The organism is Nocardioides cynanchi, assembly GCF_008761635.1.
Classification (GTDB): domain Bacteria; phylum Actinomycetota; class Actinomycetes; order Propionibacteriales; family Nocardioidaceae; genus Nocardioides; species Nocardioides cynanchi.
The window spans coordinates 1,213,195-1,231,268 of record NZ_CP044344.1 but is presented as its reverse complement, the minus strand read 5'-3'; the positions used below and the strand labels follow the sequence as shown (position 1 = coordinate 1,231,268).

The window sequence follows — 18,074 nt, the reverse complement described above, 5'->3', positions numbered from 1 at the left end:
GTCCCGGTGGTCAGGCGGAGCGGGTGCGGCCGACGAGGTGCGGGGCGCCGTCCTTCGGTGAGGTCAGCGCGAAGGCGAGGCCGCCGTCGGACCCGGGCTCCACCCCGAACCCCACCGAGCCGGGCAGCAGGATCGGCTTCTTGAACGCGGCCTCGACGGTCACCGCGTCGGGCAGCCGGTTCTCCACGGCCGCGACGCAGCGGGCCAGGCTCCACATGCCGTGCGCGATCTGGCGCGGGAAGCCCAGCGCCTTGGCGGTCAACGGGTAGAGATGGATCGGGTTGTGGTCTCCCGACACCCCGGCGTAGCGGCGACCGAGGTCGGCCGGGAGCGGCCAGGTGACCCGGCCGGTCGGTACGTCCGTCGGGCCGTCCGGCACGTGCGCCTCGGAGTCCCCGCGGCCGCGGCGGAGGTAGGTCGACGTGCTCTCCCAGACCACCTCGCCCCCGGCGTCGATGCGCGCGACCACGTCGACGGTGCGGCCCTTGGGATGCGGTCGCACCTCGTCGGCCCGCACGGTCACCGTGACCGTCTCGCCGATCGCGACCGGCCGGTGTGCGGTGATGACGTTGGCGACGTGCACGGCACCGACGGCCGGGAAGGGGAAGCTCGGGTCGCTCAGGATCGCCAGGTGCAGCGGGAACGCCAGCACGTGGGGGTAGGTCAGGGGCACCGTGTCCTTGACCGGGAAGCCGCAGACCTGTGCGTACGCCGAGACCGGCGCCCGCTCGATCGTCACCGCCGGCCGCGCGAAAGCCAGCCCCTCGAAGCCGCCGGACCTGCGGACCCCGGGCAGCTGGTTGACCAGCGGGATCGACGGCAGGGCGGCCCGGAGCAGGGTCGTGACGCCGCCGGGCTCGCCGTGGACGATCCGGACCTCGGTGGTCGAGCCGGTCGCTTCGTTGGCCGAGCCGGTCCCCTCGTTGGTCGAGCCGGTCCCCTCGTTGGTCGAGCCTGTCGAGACCATCAGGCGCCCAGCATCATCTGGCCGCAGACCCGCACCACGTTGCCGTTGACCGCGGTGGAGGCCGGGTCGGCGTACCACGCGATCGCCTCGGCGACGTCGACCGGCTGGCCGCCCTGGCTCAGCGAGTTGAGCCGACGTCCGACCTCGCGGGTGGCGAACGGCACCGCCGCGGTCATCTTGGTCTCGATGAAACCGGGGGCCACCGCGTTCACGGTGATCCCGTGCGTGAGCTCGCCGGCCAGGGAGTCCACCAGGCCGATCACCCCGGCCTTGGAGGTGGCGTAGTTGGTCTGGCCCAGGTTGCCCGCGATCCCGGCGATCGACGCGACCCCGATGATCCGTCCGTTGTCGTGGACCAGGCCCTGGGCGAGGAGCTCGGCGGTGATCCGCTCGGGTGCCACGAGGTTGACGTCGATCACCGAGCTCCAGCGGGCCTCGTCGAGGTTGGCGAGCCGCTTGTCGCGGGTGATCCCGGCGTTGTGCACCACGACGTCGACGCCGCCGTGCGCGGTGGACAGGTGCTGCGCGATCCGCTTCGGGGCGTCCTTGGCGGTGATGTCGAGGGTCAGGTAGTCGCCGTCCAGCTCCTTGGTCAGGGTGATCAGGTCGCTGGCCGCCTGGGGTACGTCGACGCCGACGACCGTGGCGCCGTCGCGCGCCAGCACGCGGGCGATCTGCTCGCCGATGCCGCGGGCGGCGCCGGTCACCAGCGCGACCTTGCCGGCCAGCGGGCGCTGCCAGTCGGGCTCCTCGGCGGGCTCGGTGGCAGTGTTGCCGATCCGGATCACCTGGCCCGAGACGTAGGCCGACTTCGGCGAGAGCAGGAAGCCGAGCGTGGAGGCGACCCCACCCTCCGCGCCGTCGGCGACGTAGACCAGCTGGGCCGTGCCGCCACGGCCGACCTCCTTGGCCAGGCTCCGGGTGAAGCCCTCGAGGGCGCGCTGCGCGATCCGCTCCTCGCCCTTCAGCTGCTCCGGCGGGGTGCCGATCACGACCAGGCGAGCGCAGGTCTGCACGTTGCGCATCAGCGGCGCGAAGAAGTCCCGGAGCGCCACCAGGGCGCCCGGGTCGGTCAGTCCGGTGGCGTCGAAGACCAGACCCTTGTAGCGGGCCTCCCCATCGGTGACCGCCACCGAGGTGATGCCCCGGGTGTCGAGCAGCCCCGGCAGTGACTCCACCAGCCGACCCGTGCCTCCGACGACAACGGTGCCGTCGACCAGCGGCGACCCCGCGGCGTACCGGTCGAGCTCGACCGGGTTGGGCAGACCGAGGTTCTTCACCATCAGCCTGCCGACGGGGGAGGACACGAAGTCCTGGTAGCGGTCGGTCATGGGTCGTCTCCTGGGCGTGCCACGGGTCTGGCCGGTCGGCCACCAACATGTAACCCGATGTGTAACTCCGGGTCCATATTTCGTGATGTGGCGCTCATTGCATTGGATGACGCGGCCCGAGGCACAAGGATATGTGCCATGAACCCGAAGACCCGCCGGGTCGCCGTGCTCGGCGGCAACCGCCTGCCCTTCGCCCGCTCCAACAGCGTCTACGCCGACGCCTCCAACCAGGAGATGCTCACCGCGGCCATCGACGGTCTCGTCACCCGGTTCGGGCTCGAGGGGGAGCGGGTCGGCGAGGTCGTCGCCGGAGCCGTGCTCAAGCACGCGCGCGACTTCAACCTGACCCGCGAGTCTGTGCTCGGCTCGAAGCTGGCCCCTGAGACCCCGGCGACCGACATCCAGCAGGCCTGCGGCACCGGGCTCCAGGCCGCGGCGATCGTGGCCGACAAGATCACCCTCGGCACGATCGACGTCGGCATCGCGGGCGGCACCGACACGACCTCCGACGCCCCGGTCGCGATCAGCGACAAGCTGCGCAAGAAGCTGATGAAGGTCAACGCGGCCCGCGACACGAAGGGGAAGCTGACCGCGCTGGCCCGGATCCGCCCGACGGACATCGGTCTGGCCATCCCGCAGAACGGCGAGGCCCGGACCAAGCTGTCGATGGGCGAGCACGCCGCCCTGACCGCGCTGGAGTGGCGCGTCGGTCGCGAGGAGCAGGACGAGCTGGCCGCACTGTCGCACCAGCACCTCGCCGCGGCGTACGACGCCGGGTTCCTCGACGACCAGGTCACGCCCTTCCGGGGCCTGGAGCGCGACCAGAACCTTCGCCCGGACTCCACGGTCGAGTCGCTGGCGAGGCTGAAGCCGGTCTTCGGCCGCGGCGAGGGCGCCACCATGACCGCCGGCAACTCGACGCCGCTGACCGACGGCGCGTCGGCGGTGCTGCTCTCCTCCGAGGAGTGGGCGACCGCGCACGGGCTGGAGCCCCTGGCCTTCCTGGTCGACCACGAGACCGCGGCCGTGGACTTCGTGCACGGCAACGAGGGGCTGCTGATGGCGCCGGCGTACGCCGTACCCCGGCTGCTGGCGCGCAACGGCCTGACGCTGCAGGACTTCGACTTCTACGAGATCCACGAGGCGTTCGCCTCCCAGGTGCTGGCCACGCTGAAGGCCTGGGACGACCCGGTCTTCACCAAGGAGCGCCTCGGGCTCGACGCGCCGCTGGGGGAGATCGACCGGTCGAAGCTCAACGTCAACGGCTCGTCGCTGGCCGCGGGCCATCCGTTCGCCGCCACCGGCGGACGGATCCTCAACGTCGCGGCCAAGCTGCTCGCCGAGAAGGGGTCCGGGCGCGCCCTGATCTCCATCTGTGCCGCCGGCGGCCAGGGCGTCACCGCGATCCTCGAGCGTTGACGCTCGGCCGGAGAGTTCGCCGGTGGGCTCAGCCGTGGGCCATGGCCAGGGCCGAGGTGAGCAGCAGCGCCTTGACCTGCTCGGCGCCGATCCGGCCGACCTGGGGTACGCCGGGCGACACCTCGTCGATGACCAGGCCGACCCGGGCGAGCTGGAGGCCACCGAGCCCGGTGGCGTACAGCGTGTTGGCCAGCAGGACCGGGTCGTCGATCTCGAAGTCGCCCGCGGACACGCCGGCCTCCAGGGTCCGGCGCAGGCTCGCCAGGCAGGCCGCGATCGCCCGGCCGAGCCGGAGCATCGCTCCCTCGGAGATCTCGTCGAAGAGCTCGTGACCCGTACGTCGCATCAGGCTGTGGGCGCAGTCCACGAACGCCGGGTGGGCGACGCCGTAGTCCACGAAGGTCGACACGAGGGCCGCCAGCTGGTCCGGCGGTGAGGTGCTCTCGGCGGCTGCGTCGGTGAGCGCTGCCGCGAGCTCGTCGAGGTAGCCCACCAGGGCCAGGGCGAAGAGCTCCTCCTTGCCGGTGAAGTGCCGGTAGACGATCGCCCGGTTGATCCCCACGGCACGGGCGATGTCCTCGATCTGCGCGTCGGCGACGCCACGCTCGTCGAACAGCGTCCGGGTCGCGGCCAGGATTGCCGACTCCCGGGCCCGGCGTCGTACGGCGGTGCTGCTGGGGCGCTGCGCGGTGCTCGGCATGGCGGCATCGTACGACCGTGCAACTGCGAGTTGCACGCGTGTCGCTGCGAGGTCGCTCAGAGGAAGCGGGTCAGCCGGTCCAGCGACTCGGTCGGCACGGTGACCGCCACACCCTCGCCGATCGCGCGCAGCCGCCACCCGTCGCCGTCGCGGAACAGCTTCGCCATCGCCAGGCCGGTCCGCGGGGTGCCGTCGGTCAGAGTGAGCCGCGCCAGCTCGACGTCGCGCTCGTCGAGAAGCCTGCAGTAGGCGTTGTCGATCCAGTCCAGGGTGTGCCCCTGGTAGCTGCTGACCAGGAAGAGGATCGTGTCGACCTTGGCGTAGACCCGCCCCAGGTCGACGGTGAGCCGCTCGTCGTCGCCCTCGCCGCGGCCGCTGATGTTGTCACCGAGGTGGACCACCGAGCCGTCGCGGGTCTCCAGGTGGTTGTAGAACGCGATGTCGAAGAGCCGGCCGTCCGCGAACTGGATGGCCGTGGCGTCGAGGTCGACGTCGGGCTTGCCAGTGCCGATGAAGCCGGCGCCGCGCTCCTTGTCCCAGCCCAGCCCCATCTGGAGCCGGACCAGCGGCTGCCCGTCGTCGGTCTCCAGCGCCAGCTCCTGGCCCCTGGTCAGCTCGATCACTGTCGTCCTCCTCGCTCGTGCCGCCGAATCTATCGGGGCACCTGACACCTCCGTGCGGCCGTGCGAGCATTCCGGTCATGGCCTCGACGCCCCTGCGGGAGAGCCGGCGGTACGACGTGCCGCCGATCTGGCTGGTGCCGTTCCTGCTGCTCGGCGCGATCTATGCGATCGTGTCGGTCTCGCTCTGGCTGACCCCGCTCGGCATCGTCGTCGGTCTGTACGCCGTGTGGCGGCTCGAGCGGTGGGCCGACGCCTACGTCCGCGAGCGGAACGCCGCACGCGACTGAGCGCCGGTCAGCCTGTCGGGCCGACCGAGGCTGCCAGCGCCTCCAGCTCGGCGTCGGTGGGGAACGGCGTACCGGTCAGCGAGTAGAGGTGGAGGGACCGTTGACCCGTGCACTCGATCCGGAGCTCCCAGGATCCCTCCCCGGAACGCCCACGGGGCACCTCGGCGGCCCCGTCCGGCGGAGTCACCCGCAGGCACACCTTCCCGCTCGGGGCGACCACGACGATGTCGAGGACGTCGTCGGCCAGGAGCTCGCGGGGCACGGCGGGGAGCCCGTCGACGAACCGGACCAGGACGCCCGGGTGGTCCTGGGGTGCGAGCTCGACCACCGCCTGCGAGTGCGGGGCGAGCTCGTAGAGGAGGGGTCCCCAGTTGCCGGTGCGCAGGGCCATCTCGAAGGTGGTCACGTGGGCAGTGTGGCATCGCCGGCGAGGCCGCGGACGGTCTCGATGGTGTCGGCCTCGTCCGGCCCCTTGTCGTCGCGGTAGCGGACGACGCGGGCGAAGCGCAGCGCCAGCCCTCCGGGGTAGCGGGTGGACCGCTGGAGACCGTCGAAGGCGATCTCGACGACCTGCTCGGGTCGCACCTTCACGACGTAGTGGGCCCGGATCTCGCTCGGCTCCAGGGCGAGGTCGGTGAACCGCTCGGTCTGCCAGGCCAGCATCTCGTCGGTCATCCCCTTGAAGGTCTTGCCCAGCATCACGAACCCGCCCGCGCCGCCGTCGCCCGACGGGTCGCGGGCGCCGAGGTGGATGTTGGACAGCCAGCCCTCGCGGCGCCCGCTGCCCCACTCGACGGCGAGCACCACCAGGTCGAGCGTGTGCACCGGCTTGACCTTGACCCAGCCGGAGCCCCTGCGCCCGGCGGCATAGCCGAGGTCGAGGCCCTTGACGACCACGCCCTCGTGGCCGGCCGCGATCGCCTCGCGGGCGAAGGCCTCGGCTGCGGCGGGGTCGTCGGTGACGAGACGGGGCACCCGGTGCTGCTCGGGAACCAGGGCGTCGAGGGCGGCGAGCCGCTCGGTCGCCGGTGCGTCCAGCAGTGCCCGGCCGTCGACGGTGAGCACATCGAAGAAGTACGGCGTGACCGCGACACCGCCCTCGCGGTCGGGCTGGGCGGTGCGGGACGCGGTCTCCTGGAAGGGTCGCGGCCGGCCGCGATCGTCGAGCGCGATGGCCTCGCCGTCGAGCACGAACTCCCGCGCCGGCAGTGACCTCGCGACGGCCACCACCTCGGGCAGCCGGTCGGTGATGTCGTCGAGGCTGCGGGTCGCGATCTGCACGTCGTCGCCCCGACGGTGGACCTGGATCCGGATGCCGTCGAGCTTCACGTCGACGGCCACCCGGCCGCCACCCGCCTTGGTCATCGCGGCCGTGACGTCGGGGGCGCTGGAGGCCAGCATCGGCAGCACCGGCCGGCCCACCTCGAGGCCCACCTCGGCCAGGGCCTCCTCGCCGCCGGTCATCGCGGCGACCACGATCGGCACCGTGCCGCCCGCGAGCATCGCGGCTCGGCGCACGGCCGTCAGCCGCACGCCGGATGCGGCCGCGACGGCCTCCTGCACCAGCGCGTCGAGGGCACCCTGGCGGACGTTGCCGGTGATCACCCCGCGCAGCCAGCGCTGCTCGTCGGCCATGGCTCGCGCGAACAGGTCACGGACCCCCGACGCCCGGGCCTCCTGGGAGCCGGGCCCGGCCAGCGCAGCGAGCTCGTCGAGCGTCTCGTGCACGGCCAGGGCGGTCAGGGTCGGGTCGGAGGCCGGCGCAGGCAGAGCGCTGAGACCGCGGAAGCCGACCCCGGTGCGGCGCTGGAGGATCGTGCCGCCGAGGTAGGCCGTGACCACCGGCAGCTCGTCGACTCCGGCTCGCTCGAGTCGCTCGGCGATCGCGGCGACCTTGGCCTTCCGGGAGCGGGTCCCGGCGACGGCACCCGAGGTCTCGACCAGGTCGCGCAGCAGCATGGAGCCATCCTGCCGGAGGCCTCCGACACTGGCCTCCGAGCGGTCAGTCGCCGATCCGCGACCGGACGGCGTACAGCTCGGGGAAGAAGGTCAGGTCGAGCGCCCGGCGCAGGAAGTCGACGCCGGACGAGCCGCCGGTGCCCTGCTTGTGGCCGATCGTGCGCTGCACGACCTGGAGGTGCCGGAACCGCCACTCCTGGAAGTTGTCCTCGACGTCGACCAGCTCCTCGCAGGTCTCGTAGACGCCCCAGTGCTCCTCGGGCGCGGCGTAGACCCCCGCGAACATGTCGACCAGGGCCGGCTGCGAGACGTAGGGCCGGGACCAGTCGCGGTGCAGCGACTCCTCCGGTACGGCGTACCCCTGGCGCGACAGGTAGGCCAGGAGCTCGTCGTACAGCGACGGCTGGAAGAGCAGCGTGGTCAGTGCTGCGTGCGCCTCGGGGTCGTGGGAGAAGACCTTGACCATGTCGGCGCTCTTGTTGCCGAGCAGGAACTCGACCTCGCGGTACTGCGCCGACTGGAAGCCCGACGAGGTCGCCAGGAAGGGGCGGATCAGGGCGTACTCCGACGGGGTCAGGGTCGCCAGCACCGACCACTGGTCGGTGAGCACGTGCTGGACGTGCTTGACCCGGGCCAGCCGTTTCAGCGCGGGCGAGAGGTCGTCGGTGGCCAGCAGTGCCCTCGCCGAGCGGAGCTCGTGGACCAGCAGCTTCAGCCATAGCTCGGAGGTCTGGTGCTGGATGATGAAGAGCAGCTCGTCGTGCTGGGGCGGGTCGCTCAGCGGACGCTGCGCTGACAGCAGCAGGTCGAGCCGGAGGTAGTCGCCGTACGACATCTGGCGGCTGAAGTCGCGCTCGATGCCCTCCTCGAGCCCGCGTTGGTTGCTGGAGTCGCTCACGGTGCCGACCCTAGTCGCGCCGCGACGGCTGCGGTCCCGGTCCGGCCGGGATGTCGGCCTCGCCGACTAGCCTGACCGCGTGGAGTCCGGAGAGCGGGTGTGGCGACCCGGGTTCCCGCTCTCGGTCGCCGCGCTGCTCGGCCCGCTCCGGCGCGGGCCCGGCGACCCGACCTACCGGTCCGAGGGTGGTGAGGTGTGGCGCGGCATCCGCACCCCGGCCGGGCCGGTCACCCTGCGGATCGCGGCGCGGACAGCCGACGCGGACGTCCTGGCCCGGGCGTGGGGCCCGGGCGCGGAGTGGGCGCTCGAGCACGTCCCCGCCCTGCTCGGGGCCGACGACGACGACACCGGCTTCGACGCCGACCGGCACCCCCTGGTCGCCGAGGCCTGGCGCCGACGCCGGGTGCGCTTCGGGGCCACCCATCGGCTCTGGGAGGCGCTGGTGCCGGCGATCCTCGAGCAGAAGGTGACCGGCCAGGAGGCCTTCGCCGGCTTCCGGGCCCTGGTCAGGCGGTACGGCGAGCCGGCACCCGGCCCGGGTGGCGACCTGCGGCTCCGGGTCCAGCCCGACGCCGCGACGATCCGGCTGGTCCCGTCCTGGGAGTGGCTGAGGATGCACGTCGACCCGGCCCGCTCGCGGACCCTCGTGCGCGCGGCCGCCGTGGCCGACAGCCTCGAGCGGCTGACCCCTGACGACGCCGACACCAGGCTGCGCAGCCTGCCCGGGGTGGGGGAGTGGACGTCGGCCGAGGTCCGGTCCCGGGCGTTCGGCGACCCCGACGCCGTCAGCTTCGGCGACTACCACGTCGCCAAGGACATCGGCTGGGCCGTGACCGGCGAGGCCTTCGACGACGACCAGCTCCGCGAGTTCCTCGAGCCGTGGCGGCCGCAGCGCAACCGCGCCGTGCTCCTGATCCACGGCCTGGCCGGCGGTCGGCCGCGACATGGCCCCCGGATGGCGCCGCGCACCCACCTGCCCGCCGGATAAGGTGTAACTCCGAGTTACAGATCTCGGCTCCGGTCGAGCGAGGAGAGGCGGGCCGGCGTTGACCGCTCTGGTGGGACTCCGCGACGCCGACGAGTCCGCAGCCCGGCGTTTCTTCGCGACGGTCGGTCCCGAGGACCTCGTGGCCGCGCTCCATGCCACCGCCGACGACGTCCTGCTCGCCCTCGTCGGCCGCGACGAGGTCCGCACCGCCGCGGTCGAGGGCATCGTCGAGCGCCTGCACGAGTACGCCGTACCCGAGCGACTGGCCGGCCTGCACGGCGTCGTCCGGTTCGACCTGGTGCGGGGGCGGCAGGTGCTGGAGCGGCACGGTCTGGAGTTCGTGAACGGCGCGATGACCCCGCGGCCGCACCTGGGGGCCGACCTGCCCGTCGACGTGGTGATGACCACGAGCCTCGTGCGGTTCCTCCGGCTGGTCAGCGGTGAGGCCAACGCCGGCCTCCTCTACCTCGCCGGTCACCTCGACATCGAGGGCGACGCCGACCTCGCCCTCGGGATCGGCGGCATCTTCCGGGTTCCGGGCACCGGCCGGGTGGCGGTCGACCCGCGGCTGCTGGACCCCGTCGACGTCGCGACCGCGCTGGGCAGCGTGCCTGCTGCTCACCTGCGCAGCGTGATGCGCTCGGGCTTCCGGCACGTGGTGCTCGATGAGATCTTCCGGCGGCTGCCGGAGTTCGTGAACGAGCGCAAGGCCAGGGGGGTCGACCTGACCATCGGGTTCCGGCTGCTGGGCAACCCGAGCGGCGAGATCGAGCGGTACGTCGTCCGCGTGCACGAGGGCGTGGCCACGGTCGAGACCGGCGACGCCGGCGGCGAGCGTGACGCCACGATCACCTGCGAGGGTCACGACTACCTGCGGTTGGCCACCGGTCACCTCAACCCGGTGCTGGGGGTGCTCAAGGGACGGCTCAAGGTCAAGGGCGACAAGGCCAAGGCACTCCAGCTGAGCTCGATCATCGACATCCCGCACGCCCCCTGAGGCTCAGCGGTCGGGCGGCGGCTACAGCAGCGGGCGCAGCGGGTTGAGCACGAACTCGGTGAAGCGGCGGTAGATGTCGCGCGCCTCCCACTCGGACCGGGTCAGCTCTAGGGAGTTGGACTCGTCGAGCCGGAAGACGTCCTCGAGCGCCGAGGCGAGGCCCGGGTCGATGATCTCCACGTTGATCTCGAAGTTGCCCTGGAGGCTCAGCCGGTCGACGTTCGCGGTGCCGACGGTCGCCCACCGGCCGTCGATGGTGGCGGTCTTGGCGTGCACCATGGCGTCGCGGTAGCGCAGGATCCGCACGCCGGACCGCAGCAGCTGCGAGAAGTAGCCGCGCGAGATCCAGTCGGCGACCACGTGGTTGGACTTGGCCGGGATCAGGAGACGGACGTCGACCCCACGCTCGGCGGCCTGGGTCAGCGCGTCGACGAAGTCCTGGTCGGGCAGGAAGTAGGCCGTGGTCATCCAGATGTTGCGGCTGGCCCGGGCGAACGCCTCGAGGTACATCGACCGGATCGGGAACATCCACAGCCGCGGCACGTTGCGGTGGATCCGGATCGTGGGCTCCCAGGTGGAGGCCGTCTCGAGCAGCAAGGGCCGCTCGCTGGCCCGGATCCTGCGCCGCCGGTTGAGGTTCCAGAAGTCGGCGAACGCCCGCTTGAGGTCCCAGACCCCTGGCCCGGTGATCCGGACGTGGGTGTCGCGCCACTCGGTCGCGTAGGCGTCACCGATGTTGTAGCCGCCGAGGAAGCCGACCGCGTCGTCGACCACCAGGATCTTGCGGTGGTCGCGGCCGTAGCGGCGCAGGTCGAACGGCCGCCACCCCGCGGCGTACACGGGGTAGCGCAGCACCTTGATCGTCGGTGGGAAGCGCTTGAACCTCGGCGACACCACGAGGTTGGCGAAGCTGTCGTAGATGCAGTAGACCTCGACCCCCCGCTCCGCAGCGGCCTCCAGAGCGGTCTTGAACCGCTGCCCGGTGGTGTCGCCCTTCCAGATGTAGGTCTCGAACAGGACCTGGCGCCGGGCGCCGTCGATGGCCGCGAGCATGTCGTCGTACAGGTCGGTGCCGAACGTGTACGTCGTGACGTCGCCGTCGCCGACCGGCACGGTGGCAGGCGGGTCGGTGGGGAACGAGACCGCGCGGCGCTTGCCCCGCCGGCGGTAGGAGTCGACCAGCGTCATCGCGGTCGCCAGCGCGAACGGCGCCGCGGCCACCCCGACCGCGGTACGGCGAGCCGCGGTGATCCAGCGATCGCTCGCGGTGGGGGTGTGCACGGCGCCACGCTACCCACAAGGCCGGGACCTTCCGATCTGGTCGGCGGACCGGGACGGCGATCTGATGGACACATGACCGAACCGAAACCCTGGCGCTCGCTCCGCCGACCGGCCGTGGCCGCCCTGACCGTGGCCCTGCTGGTGGTGCTCACGGGGTGTGCCGGCAGCAACGACGTGGCCGGCACGGGGCAGGACCTGGCGGGCTTCTGGCCCGGCCTGTGGCACGGCTTCATCCTGCCGGTCAGCCTGATCATCTCGTGGTTCAACAGCAGCGTGGGCATCTACGAGGTGCACAACAACGGCGGCTGGTACGACACCGGCTTCGTCCTCGGCGCCTCGTTCGTCTTCGGCAGCGTCCTCGGCGGGAGCCGCGGCGCGGCCACGGCCAGCCGTCGTCGCGGCTAGTCCTCCGCCTCCGCCTCGCGCGGCTGGTACCCCGCGATCACCACGCGCAAGCGGGCCAGGTCGTGGGGCGGGAACAGCTCCTGGGGGAGCATCGCCTGCACCCGGGTCTGCCGGTTGCGCAGCAGCACCCAGCCGTGCACGACGTGGACGTCGGAGAACCCGTCGAACGCGAGCGTGGACTCCGACCACTGCCGTCGGACCACCACGAAGTCCGGACCGAACTGCGACTCGAACTCGAGCCCGCAAGGCAGCTGCCGGTGCATCACCCGCAGTCGCTGCCAGTGGGCGAAGCCGACGGCACACAGGACGAGCGCGCCGATCAGTGCCACCGAGAAGAGGAGCGCGAGGAGCGGGTCGTGGTCCTCGTCGGTTCGACCGGCGGTCAGCAGCGCCAGCATCAGCCCCACGGTGAGCACACCGCCGAGGACGAGGATGCGGCCGCGGCGCAGCTCCTGGACCAGCAGCGCCGTGGCCGCGCTCCGTGCCGACGACCGGTCGGCGGTCCAGCGGTTGGTCGCGCCGAGGTCGTCCATGCGCGGCATTGGAGCACGGATGCCCTCCGATCGCTACGGTGACCGGATCTGCGAGCCGGGGTCGACGATCGTCCTCCACGAGTGCTGCACGGGCAGGACTGGCTGACCCACCCGGAGACCGTCGTCGCCGACGACGGGCACGAGCTGGTCACGCTCCTGCGTCCCGGGACGCCGTTCACCTTCCACGACCATCCGCACGGGCCCCATCCCTGGGCGGCCGGGCACACGTCCTGGGAGGGTCCGGTGCTGCTCCGGGCGACGCGTGCCGGGGACCGGTACGGCGCCTGGTGGTTCCACGACCGGGTGACGGCGTACAGGAGCGCCAGCGTGGCTCCGGCGACGAGGGCGGTCCAGCCCGGGGCGAAGACCACGGCACCGAGGAGCGACGATCCGGACCCCCGGATCGCGACCCCATCGACGAGGGCGAGGAGCAGGAGGCAGGTCCAGAGCCGGCGGCGACGCAGCACGACCGCGAACAGCGCGTTCGTCCCGCTCCGCTGAGGACCGCGATTCGGCCGGTGCCGGGCCACGAACCCCGGGCTGTCGGTGGCCGCCCGTAGGCTGGCCGCATGCGACCAGTGACCGACCTGGAGCGCCGGGTGGCGCCGTTCGAGGTGATCTCGGACTACACGCCCTCGGGCGACCAGCCGGCCGCGATCGAGGAGATCGTGCGCCGGGTCAAGGGCGGTGAGCAGGACGTCGTCCTGCTCGGCGCGACCGGCACCGGCAAGACGGCCTCGATCGCGTGGGTGGCCGAGCAGGTGCAGCGGCCGATGCTGGTGCTCCAGCCCAACAAGACGCTGGCCGCGCAGTTCGCCAACGAGCTGCGCCAGCTGTTCCCCAACAACGCGATCGAGTACTTCGTCTCCTACTACGACTACTACCAGCCCGAGGCCTACGTCCCCCAGACCGACACCTACATCGAGAAGGACTCCTCGATCAACGAGGAGGTCGAGCGGCTGCGGCACTCCGCGACCAACTCGCTGCTCACCCGGCGCGACGTGATCGTGGTGTCGACGGTCTCCTGCATCTACGGCCTCGGCACCCCGCAGGAGTACGTCGACCGGATGCTCCGGCTCAAGGTCGGCGAGACCCACGACCGCGACACGATCCTGCGCCGGCTGGTCGAGATCCAGTACACCCGCAACGACATGACCTTCACCCGCGGCACCTTCCGCGTGCGCGGCGACACCCTGGAGATCTTCCCGGTCTACGAGGAGCACGCGGTCCGGGTGGAGTTCTTCGGAGACGAGGTCGAGCGGCTGATGACGCTGCACCCGGTGACCGGCGAGGTGATCACCGACGACCCGGAGCTCTACGTCTTCCCGGCCACCCACTACGTCGCGGGCCCGCAGCGCATGGAGCGGGCGATCCGCGGCATCGAGACCGAGCTCGAGGATCGGCTCGCCACGTTCGAGCAGCAGGGCAAGCTGCTGGAGGCACAGCGCCTGCGGATGCGCACGACGTACGACGTGGAGATGATGCGGCAGGTCGGGTCCTGCGCCGGCATCGAGAACTACTCGATGCACATCGACGGCCGGAGCCCCGGCAGCGCGCCCAACTGCCTGCTCGACTACTTCCCGGAGGACTTCCTCCTCGTCATCGACGAGTCCCACGTCGCGGTGCCGCAGGTCGGGGGGATGTACGAGGGCGACATGTCGCGCAAGCGCAACCTGGTCGACCACGGCTTCCGGCTGCCCAGCGCGATGGACAACCGCCCGCTGAAGTGGGAGGAGTTCCTGGAGCGGATCGGCCAGACGATCTACCTCTCCGCGACCCCGGGCAACTACGAGCTCGACAAGGTCGGCGGTGACGTGGTCGAGCAGATCATCCGGCCGACCGGGCTGATCGACCCCGAGGTCGTGGTGAAGCCGACCAAGGGCCAGATCGACGACCTGATCCACGAGATCCGGGTCCGCACTGAGAAGAACGAGCGGATCCTGGTCACCACCTTGACCAAGAAGATGTCCGAGGACCTCACCGACTACCTGCTCGACGCCGGCGTTCGCACCCGCTACCTCCACTCCGAGGTCGACACCCTCAAGCGGATCGAGCTGCTGCGCGACCTGCGCCTGGGCGACTACGACGTCCTGGTCGGCATCAACCTCCTCCGCGAGGGCCTCGACCTGCCCGAGGTGTCGCTGGTGTCGATCCTCGACGCCGACAAGGAGGGCTTCCTGCGCTCCGACAAGTCGTTGATCCAGACCATCGGCCGCGCGGCGCGCAACGTGTCGGGCCAGGTGCACATGTACGCCGACAAGATCACGCCGTCCATGGCCTCGGCGATCGACGAGACCAACCGGCGCCGGGCCAAGCAGGTCGCCTACAACAAGGAGCGCGGCGTCGACCCGATGCCGCTGCGCAAGAAGATCGCCGACATCACCGAGATGCTGGCCCGCGAGGGTGAGGACACCCAGGCCCTGCTCCAGACCTGGGCCGGCACCGAGGCCAAGGGTCGCGCGGGTGGCGTCAAGCTCAAGGTCGGCCAGCCGGTGCCGGCGCTGGGCCAGCTGAACTCCAGCGGCCACGCCAAGGACCTCGCCGGCCTGCCGTCGGCCGAGCTCGCCTCACTGATCCAGGAGCTCACCGACCAGATGAAGGCAGCCGCGGGCGAGCTCCAGTTCGAGCTCGCCGCCCGGCTGCGCGACGAGGTCAACGACCTCAAGAAGGAGCTCCGTCAGATGATGGAGGCGACGAAGTGAGCGCAACCAACTGACCGTCTGACGGGTCTCAGGACCGTGAGGTCACGAGCGCTTCCCGCTGTGCTGCTGCTCCTGGTCCTGGGTGGCTGCCATCCCGGCACACCCGGCTCTGCCGTGCGGCACCCCGCACCGCCCGCGAACCTGCGGCCCGACCAGCCGAGCGCCGAGCCCGGCTCGGGCCGTGAGCGGTCCGCGCGTTCCGTGGTCGCGGCGCCAGGCTCGCACCTCTACAGCTGGGCCGCCGATGCCCGGGGCGACCTGCTCGGCATCTGGTCGGCCGGCTCGGGCCGGCACCCGCGCCAGGCGTTCGCGGTCCGGACCGCCACGGGGGAGGTCGCGGTCCGGGGGGCACCCACCGCGAGCTTCGTGCAGGCCGCACTGACCCACGGGTGGATCGTCTCGTCGAGGGGTCGGCACGGGATGGACCTGGTCCGGATCGGGGTCGATGCCGTCGCCCACCCGCTGGCCGTGTCCGATGTGTCGGAGCGCCCGCGACCGGGAGACGTGCTGGTGCGTCGCGGAGCCCGGCTGGTGGTGTACCGGCCGTCGACAGGTCGCGCGTACGACGTACCCAAGCCGCCGCTGGCGCATCCGTCCGGCGGCTACGTCACCGCCTCCGGGGCACTGGTCGTCGCGGGCAGCGCCGACGGGTCCCCGGTCTGGGCCACGCTGGCCGGGCATCGGTGGACGACCGGGGCCTGGCCGCTGGGGCAGGTGGCGGACGTCGTGGTCGGAGCCGGTGACCACGTCGTCGTCGTCTTGGGCCGGGCTCTGGGCAACGGCATCGACGCCACCGGCGTGGCCGGGCTGGCGGTCTCCGACGACGCCGGTCGCACCTGGCGCACCGAGCCGGCACCCTCGGGCGTGGTCGAGGCGCTGAGTGCGGTGGTGCTGCCCTCGGGAACGGCGTTCGTCTCCACCGGCCCGGGTCAGCTGCTCCGGGCCCGGCCCGGCCGCCCCGTCGACGTGGTGCCCGGCATCCGGCCCGTCTCGCTCAGCAGTGCGCACGGCCGTCTGGTCGCCCTGACGACCCCCGACCGTCGCTTCATCCAGCCGGTGCTCAGGGTGACCACCGACCAGGGCCGGACCTGGTCCCCGCTGCCGGCCCCGGGCCGGCAGCGCTGAGTGCGCGACAATCTCCTGATGGACGTGACCCGGATGACGGCGTACTGCGCGGCCAAGCCCGGCGCCTGGGCCGACAACCCCTGGGGGCACGAGCACCCGGTGTTCAAGGTGGGGCCGGGGGAGCGCGGCAAGATCTTCGCCTTCCTCGGCGGCTCCGGGGTCGGCATCAAGGCCGCGACCACCCGTGAGGTGGCCGACGAGTGGCTGCACCGCTACCCCGGCCGCGCGACCACGATGGCCTACATCGGTCGCTCCGGCTGGAACGACCTGGCCTTCGAGGGCATCCCCGACGACGAGCTGCTCGAGGCGGTCGACGAGTCCTACCGGCTGGTCGTCGAGAAGCTCCCGCAGAAGCTCCGCCCCGACGGCTGGGACGCCTGAGCGGTGAGCTGGGACCGTTTCGCGGGCTCGAGACCGGTCCTGGCTCACCGCCAGCGTCCTGCGGCCCGGATCAGTCGTCGTCGGTCTCGCGCACCGGCGACCGCTCCGCCTCGCCGACGATCGGTCCGGACTGCTGCGCCTCGGGGGTCTCGAGGGCCTTGGCCTGGCGGCGCTGGAGCTTCTCGACCCGCTTCTCGACGATCTCCTGCCGGCTCGCCAGCACCCGCAGCAGGTTGATCCCGGTCGGGATGGCGACGAAGAGCGGCCAGAGGAAGCCGCTGTGACCGGTCATGAGCCAGATCGCCCAGCAGATCAGGTTGGGCACCAGGAACCCCATCAGCGCGTCCCGCCGCTGGCCGGCGAAGTAGACCTCCGCGCTGCGTCGTACGTCGGTCGGGGCGACCGTGGCGAAGCGGGCCGGCACCGCGTCGGCGGTGAGGTCGCGGATCGGCGGCAGCAGCTCGGCGTAGGTCTTGGCCGAGCTGACCGCGCCGGACCGTTCGTCGAGCTCGTCGCGGTCCAGGCGGCCGTCCGCGTACGCCGAGGCCAGGAGGTCGTTGACGACGGCACGGTCGCGGTCGGAGGCCCGCATGCCGGCGTACGACGGGTCGCGCGGGTCGTGCTCGAACTCCCGCCAGATGCTCCCCGCGCTCACCGGGACATCGTAAGGTCCCACGCCGCAGCCGCGACCCGGGCGATCCCGGCCTCACGCTCCTCCGGGGTGCCCGGCGCGGAGACCAGCACGGCCAGGCCGACCGGCGGCAGACCGGCAGCCCGGACCAGCGCGACGTCGTGGTTGACGCCGTCGATCCAGCCGGTCTTGTTGCCGATGACCAGGCGGGGCGGCAGGCCGGCGGGGATGCCGCCGCGGTAGGTCTGGGCGCGCAGGACCCGCTCGCACTCCGCAGTGGCGGCCGGCCCGGCCAGCCGGCCCTCGGCCAGGGCGACCATCACCCGGGCCAGGTCGTCGGCCGTGACCAGGTTGTCCAGGCGCGCGTCGCGCGCCGGGTAGTCCTCGATGCCGCGGGGGAGCGTGGTGCCCGGCGAGCAGCCGGCCAGGTCCAGCACGGTGGCGACCTCGGCCGGGCCCACCTGCTCGAGCACCAGGTCGGTGGCGAGGTTGCCGGAGACGGTGACCATGCGTCCGACCAGGTCCCGCAGGGCCACGGCGTCGCCGAGGGCCGCCCAGGTCTCGGGGTCGGAGTCCTGGTCGGGGTCCATCGTGAAGCGCTGGCCCGGCACCACGGAGTCGAAGTCGTCGTGCACCACCACCCGCCGGTCGAGGTCGAGCTCACCCCGCTCGGCCCGGCGCAGGGCGGCGACGAGCACCGGGAGCTTCATCGTGCTGGCGGCGTAGTGCTGCGCCTCCGGATCGATCGCCAGCCGTGGGGCCTCCTCACCCGAGACCCGCAGCACCACGGACACCGTGCCCGACCCGCGTCGTACGCCGGTGACGGCCGCCTCCAACGCCTCCGGGA

General features: G+C 72.1%; 20 protein-coding genes. 9 read left to right on the top strand and 11 right to left on the bottom strand.

Annotated elements, in window-relative coordinates; all coding sequences use genetic code 11:
• Positions 1 to 10 precede the first annotated feature (10 nt).
• A complete protein-coding gene (locus tag E3N83_RS06170; protein ID WP_151082461.1) occupies positions 11 to 967 on the bottom strand; it encodes a MaoC/PaaZ C-terminal domain-containing protein in 957 nt (318 codons plus the stop codon).
• Positions 967 to 2,298 carry a 3-oxoacyl-ACP reductase gene (locus E3N83_RS06165; protein WP_151082460.1) on the bottom strand — a complete coding sequence of 444 codons (1,332 nt, stop codon included), beginning with the start codon at positions 2,296 to 2,298 and terminating at the stop codon, positions 967 to 969. Before E3N83_RS06165 ends, E3N83_RS06170 begins: the two co-directional genes overlap by 1 nt.
• A 138-nt stretch (positions 2,299 to 2,436) precedes the next feature.
• Between E3N83_RS06165 and E3N83_RS06160 the strand changes: the two genes are divergently transcribed.
• Positions 2,437 to 3,717 carry an acetyl-CoA C-acetyltransferase gene (locus E3N83_RS06160; protein ID WP_151082459.1) on the top strand — a complete coding sequence of 427 codons (1,281 nt, stop codon included), beginning with the start codon at positions 2,437 to 2,439 and terminating at the stop codon, positions 3,715 to 3,717.
• A 28-nt stretch (positions 3,718 to 3,745) separates the two neighbouring features.
• Here the strand turns inward: E3N83_RS06160 and E3N83_RS06155 are convergent, their stop codons facing one another.
• Together E3N83_RS06155 and E3N83_RS06150 are read right to left on the bottom strand one after the other, a co-directional pair.
• The gene (locus E3N83_RS06155; protein WP_151082458.1) at positions 3,746 to 4,417 is read right to left on the bottom strand and encodes a TetR/AcrR family transcriptional regulator; all 672 of its coding nucleotides are present in this window, start codon (positions 4,415 to 4,417) and stop codon (positions 3,746 to 3,748) included.
• A gap of 56 nt (positions 4,418 to 4,473) precedes the next feature.
• Positions 4,474 to 5,040 (bottom strand): TerD family protein, encoded by a 567-nt coding sequence (locus tag E3N83_RS06150; RefSeq protein ID WP_191907978.1) that lies wholly within the window; start codon positions 5,038 to 5,040, stop codon positions 4,474 to 4,476.
• Positions 5,041 to 5,117: 77 nt separating this feature from the next.
• Between E3N83_RS06150 and E3N83_RS06145 the strand changes: the two genes are divergently transcribed.
• Positions 5,118 to 5,327, top strand: coding sequence for a hypothetical protein (locus E3N83_RS06145; RefSeq protein ID WP_151082456.1), 210 nt, complete (start codon positions 5,118 to 5,120; stop codon positions 5,325 to 5,327).
• A gap of 7 nt (positions 5,328 to 5,334) precedes the next feature.
• On the opposite strand, the gene E3N83_RS06140 is transcribed toward E3N83_RS06145, so the two are convergent.
• The 3 genes from E3N83_RS06140 to E3N83_RS06130 are packed head-to-tail and all read right to left on the bottom strand — an operon-like array spanning position 5,335 to position 8,184.
• Positions 5,335 to 5,733, bottom strand: coding sequence for a hypothetical protein (locus E3N83_RS06140; protein WP_151082455.1), 399 nt, complete (start codon positions 5,731 to 5,733; stop codon positions 5,335 to 5,337).
• A complete protein-coding gene (locus E3N83_RS06135; protein WP_151082454.1) occupies positions 5,730 to 7,286 on the bottom strand; it encodes an ATP-dependent DNA ligase in 1,557 nt (518 codons plus the stop codon). The genes E3N83_RS06140 and E3N83_RS06135 overlap by 4 nt, the downstream gene beginning before the upstream one ends.
• 43 nt (positions 7,287 to 7,329) lie before the next feature.
• On the bottom strand, positions 7,330 to 8,184 hold the full coding sequence (locus tag E3N83_RS06130) for a tryptophan 2,3-dioxygenase (protein WP_151082453.1): 855 nt from the start codon (positions 8,182 to 8,184) through the stop codon (positions 7,330 to 7,332).
• Positions 8,185 to 8,263: 79 nt separating this feature from the next.
• Between E3N83_RS06130 and E3N83_RS06125 the strand changes: the two genes are divergently transcribed.
• Positions 8,264 to 9,172: a DNA-3-methyladenine glycosylase family protein gene (locus E3N83_RS06125; protein WP_151082452.1), complete on the top strand. Its 909-nt coding sequence runs from the start codon at positions 8,264 to 8,266 to the stop codon at positions 9,170 to 9,172.
• Positions 9,173 to 9,230: 58 nt separating this feature from the next.
• The gene (locus E3N83_RS06120; RefSeq protein ID WP_151082451.1) at positions 9,231 to 10,169 is read left to right on the top strand and encodes an SCP2 sterol-binding domain-containing protein; all 939 of its coding nucleotides are present in this window, start codon (positions 9,231 to 9,233) and stop codon (positions 10,167 to 10,169) included.
• Positions 10,170 to 10,190: 21 nt separating this feature from the next.
• On the opposite strand, the gene E3N83_RS06115 is transcribed toward E3N83_RS06120, so the two are convergent.
• The gene (locus E3N83_RS06115) at positions 10,191 to 11,450 is read right to left on the bottom strand and encodes a phospholipase D-like domain-containing protein (RefSeq protein ID WP_238343093.1); all 1,260 of its coding nucleotides are present in this window, start codon (positions 11,448 to 11,450) and stop codon (positions 10,191 to 10,193) included.
• A 72-nt stretch (positions 11,451 to 11,522) separates the two neighbouring features.
• Between E3N83_RS06115 and E3N83_RS06110 the strand changes: the two genes are divergently transcribed.
• Positions 11,523 to 11,855, top strand: coding sequence for a hypothetical protein (locus E3N83_RS06110; protein ID WP_151082450.1), 333 nt, complete (start codon positions 11,523 to 11,525; stop codon positions 11,853 to 11,855).
• Here E3N83_RS06110 and E3N83_RS06105 read toward each other — a convergent pair.
• Positions 11,852 to 12,388 (bottom strand): hypothetical protein, encoded by a 537-nt coding sequence (locus tag E3N83_RS06105; protein ID WP_151082449.1) that lies wholly within the window; start codon positions 12,386 to 12,388, stop codon positions 11,852 to 11,854. The two genes, E3N83_RS06110 and E3N83_RS06105, sit on opposite strands and share 4 nt — an antisense overlap.
• 81 nt (positions 12,389 to 12,469) lie before the next feature.
• On the opposite strand from E3N83_RS06105, the gene E3N83_RS06100 reads away from it, so the two are divergent.
• From E3N83_RS06100 to E3N83_RS06085, 4 genes are all read left to right on the top strand, one after another.
• On the top strand, positions 12,470 to 12,889 hold the full coding sequence (locus tag E3N83_RS06100; RefSeq protein ID WP_151082448.1) for a hypothetical protein: 420 nt from the start codon (positions 12,470 to 12,472) through the stop codon (positions 12,887 to 12,889).
• Between the two features lie 68 nt (positions 12,890 to 12,957).
• Entirely contained in the window at positions 12,958 to 15,090 is a 2,133-nt protein-coding gene (uvrB, locus tag E3N83_RS06095) for an excinuclease ABC subunit UvrB (RefSeq protein ID WP_151082447.1), read from the top strand.
• Positions 15,091 to 15,126: 36 nt separating this feature from the next.
• Positions 15,127 to 16,215 (top strand): beta propeller repeat protein, encoded by a 1,089-nt coding sequence (locus tag E3N83_RS06090; RefSeq protein ID WP_151082446.1) that lies wholly within the window; start codon positions 15,127 to 15,129, stop codon positions 16,213 to 16,215.
• 18 nt (positions 16,216 to 16,233) lie between these two features.
• Entirely contained in the window at positions 16,234 to 16,596 is a 363-nt protein-coding gene (locus E3N83_RS06085) for an MmcQ/YjbR family DNA-binding protein (RefSeq protein WP_151082445.1), read from the top strand.
• A gap of 70 nt (positions 16,597 to 16,666) precedes the next feature.
• On the opposite strand, the gene E3N83_RS06080 is transcribed toward E3N83_RS06085, so the two are convergent.
• Together E3N83_RS06080 and E3N83_RS06075 are read right to left on the bottom strand one after the other, a co-directional pair.
• Positions 16,667 to 17,251, bottom strand: a complete 585-nt coding sequence (locus E3N83_RS06080; protein WP_202879334.1) for a DUF1707 SHOCT-like domain-containing protein — start codon at positions 17,249 to 17,251, stop codon at positions 16,667 to 16,669.
• The gene (locus E3N83_RS06075; RefSeq protein ID WP_151082444.1) at positions 17,248 to 18,063 is read right to left on the bottom strand and encodes a serine hydrolase; all 816 of its coding nucleotides are present in this window, start codon (positions 18,061 to 18,063) and stop codon (positions 17,248 to 17,250) included. Before E3N83_RS06075 ends, E3N83_RS06080 begins: the two co-directional genes overlap by 4 nt.
• Positions 18,064 to 18,074 lie beyond the last annotated feature (11 nt).

Bases quoted from the DNA above. Each gene is read 5' to 3' on its own strand.
- E3N83_RS06170 (WP_151082461.1), bottom strand. From the start codon at position 967: ATGGTCTCGACAGGCTCGACCAACGAGGGGACCGGCTCGACCAACGAG.
- E3N83_RS06165 (WP_151082460.1), bottom strand. From the start codon at position 2,298: ATGACCGACCGCTACCAGGACTTCGTGTCCTCCCCCGTCGGCAGGCTG.
- E3N83_RS06160 (WP_151082459.1), top strand. From the start codon at position 2,437: ATGAACCCGAAGACCCGCCGGGTCGCCGTGCTCGGCGGCAACCGCCTG.
- E3N83_RS06155 (WP_151082458.1), bottom strand. From the start codon at position 4,417: ATGCCGAGCACCGCGCAGCGCCCCAGCAGCACCGCCGTACGACGCCGG.
- E3N83_RS06145 (WP_151082456.1), top strand. From the start codon at position 5,118: ATGGCCTCGACGCCCCTGCGGGAGAGCCGGCGGTACGACGTGCCGCCG.
- E3N83_RS06135 (WP_151082454.1), bottom strand. From the start codon at position 7,286: ATGCTGCTGCGCGACCTGGTCGAGACCTCGGGTGCCGTCGCCGGGACC.
- E3N83_RS06110 (WP_151082450.1), top strand. From the start codon at position 11,523: ATGACCGAACCGAAACCCTGGCGCTCGCTCCGCCGACCGGCCGTGGCC.
- E3N83_RS06105 (WP_151082449.1), bottom strand. From the start codon at position 12,388: ATGGACGACCTCGGCGCGACCAACCGCTGGACCGCCGACCGGTCGTCG.
- uvrB (WP_151082447.1), top strand. From the start codon at position 12,958: ATGCGACCAGTGACCGACCTGGAGCGCCGGGTGGCGCCGTTCGAGGTG.
- E3N83_RS06085 (WP_151082445.1), top strand. From the start codon at position 16,234: ATGGACGTGACCCGGATGACGGCGTACTGCGCGGCCAAGCCCGGCGCC.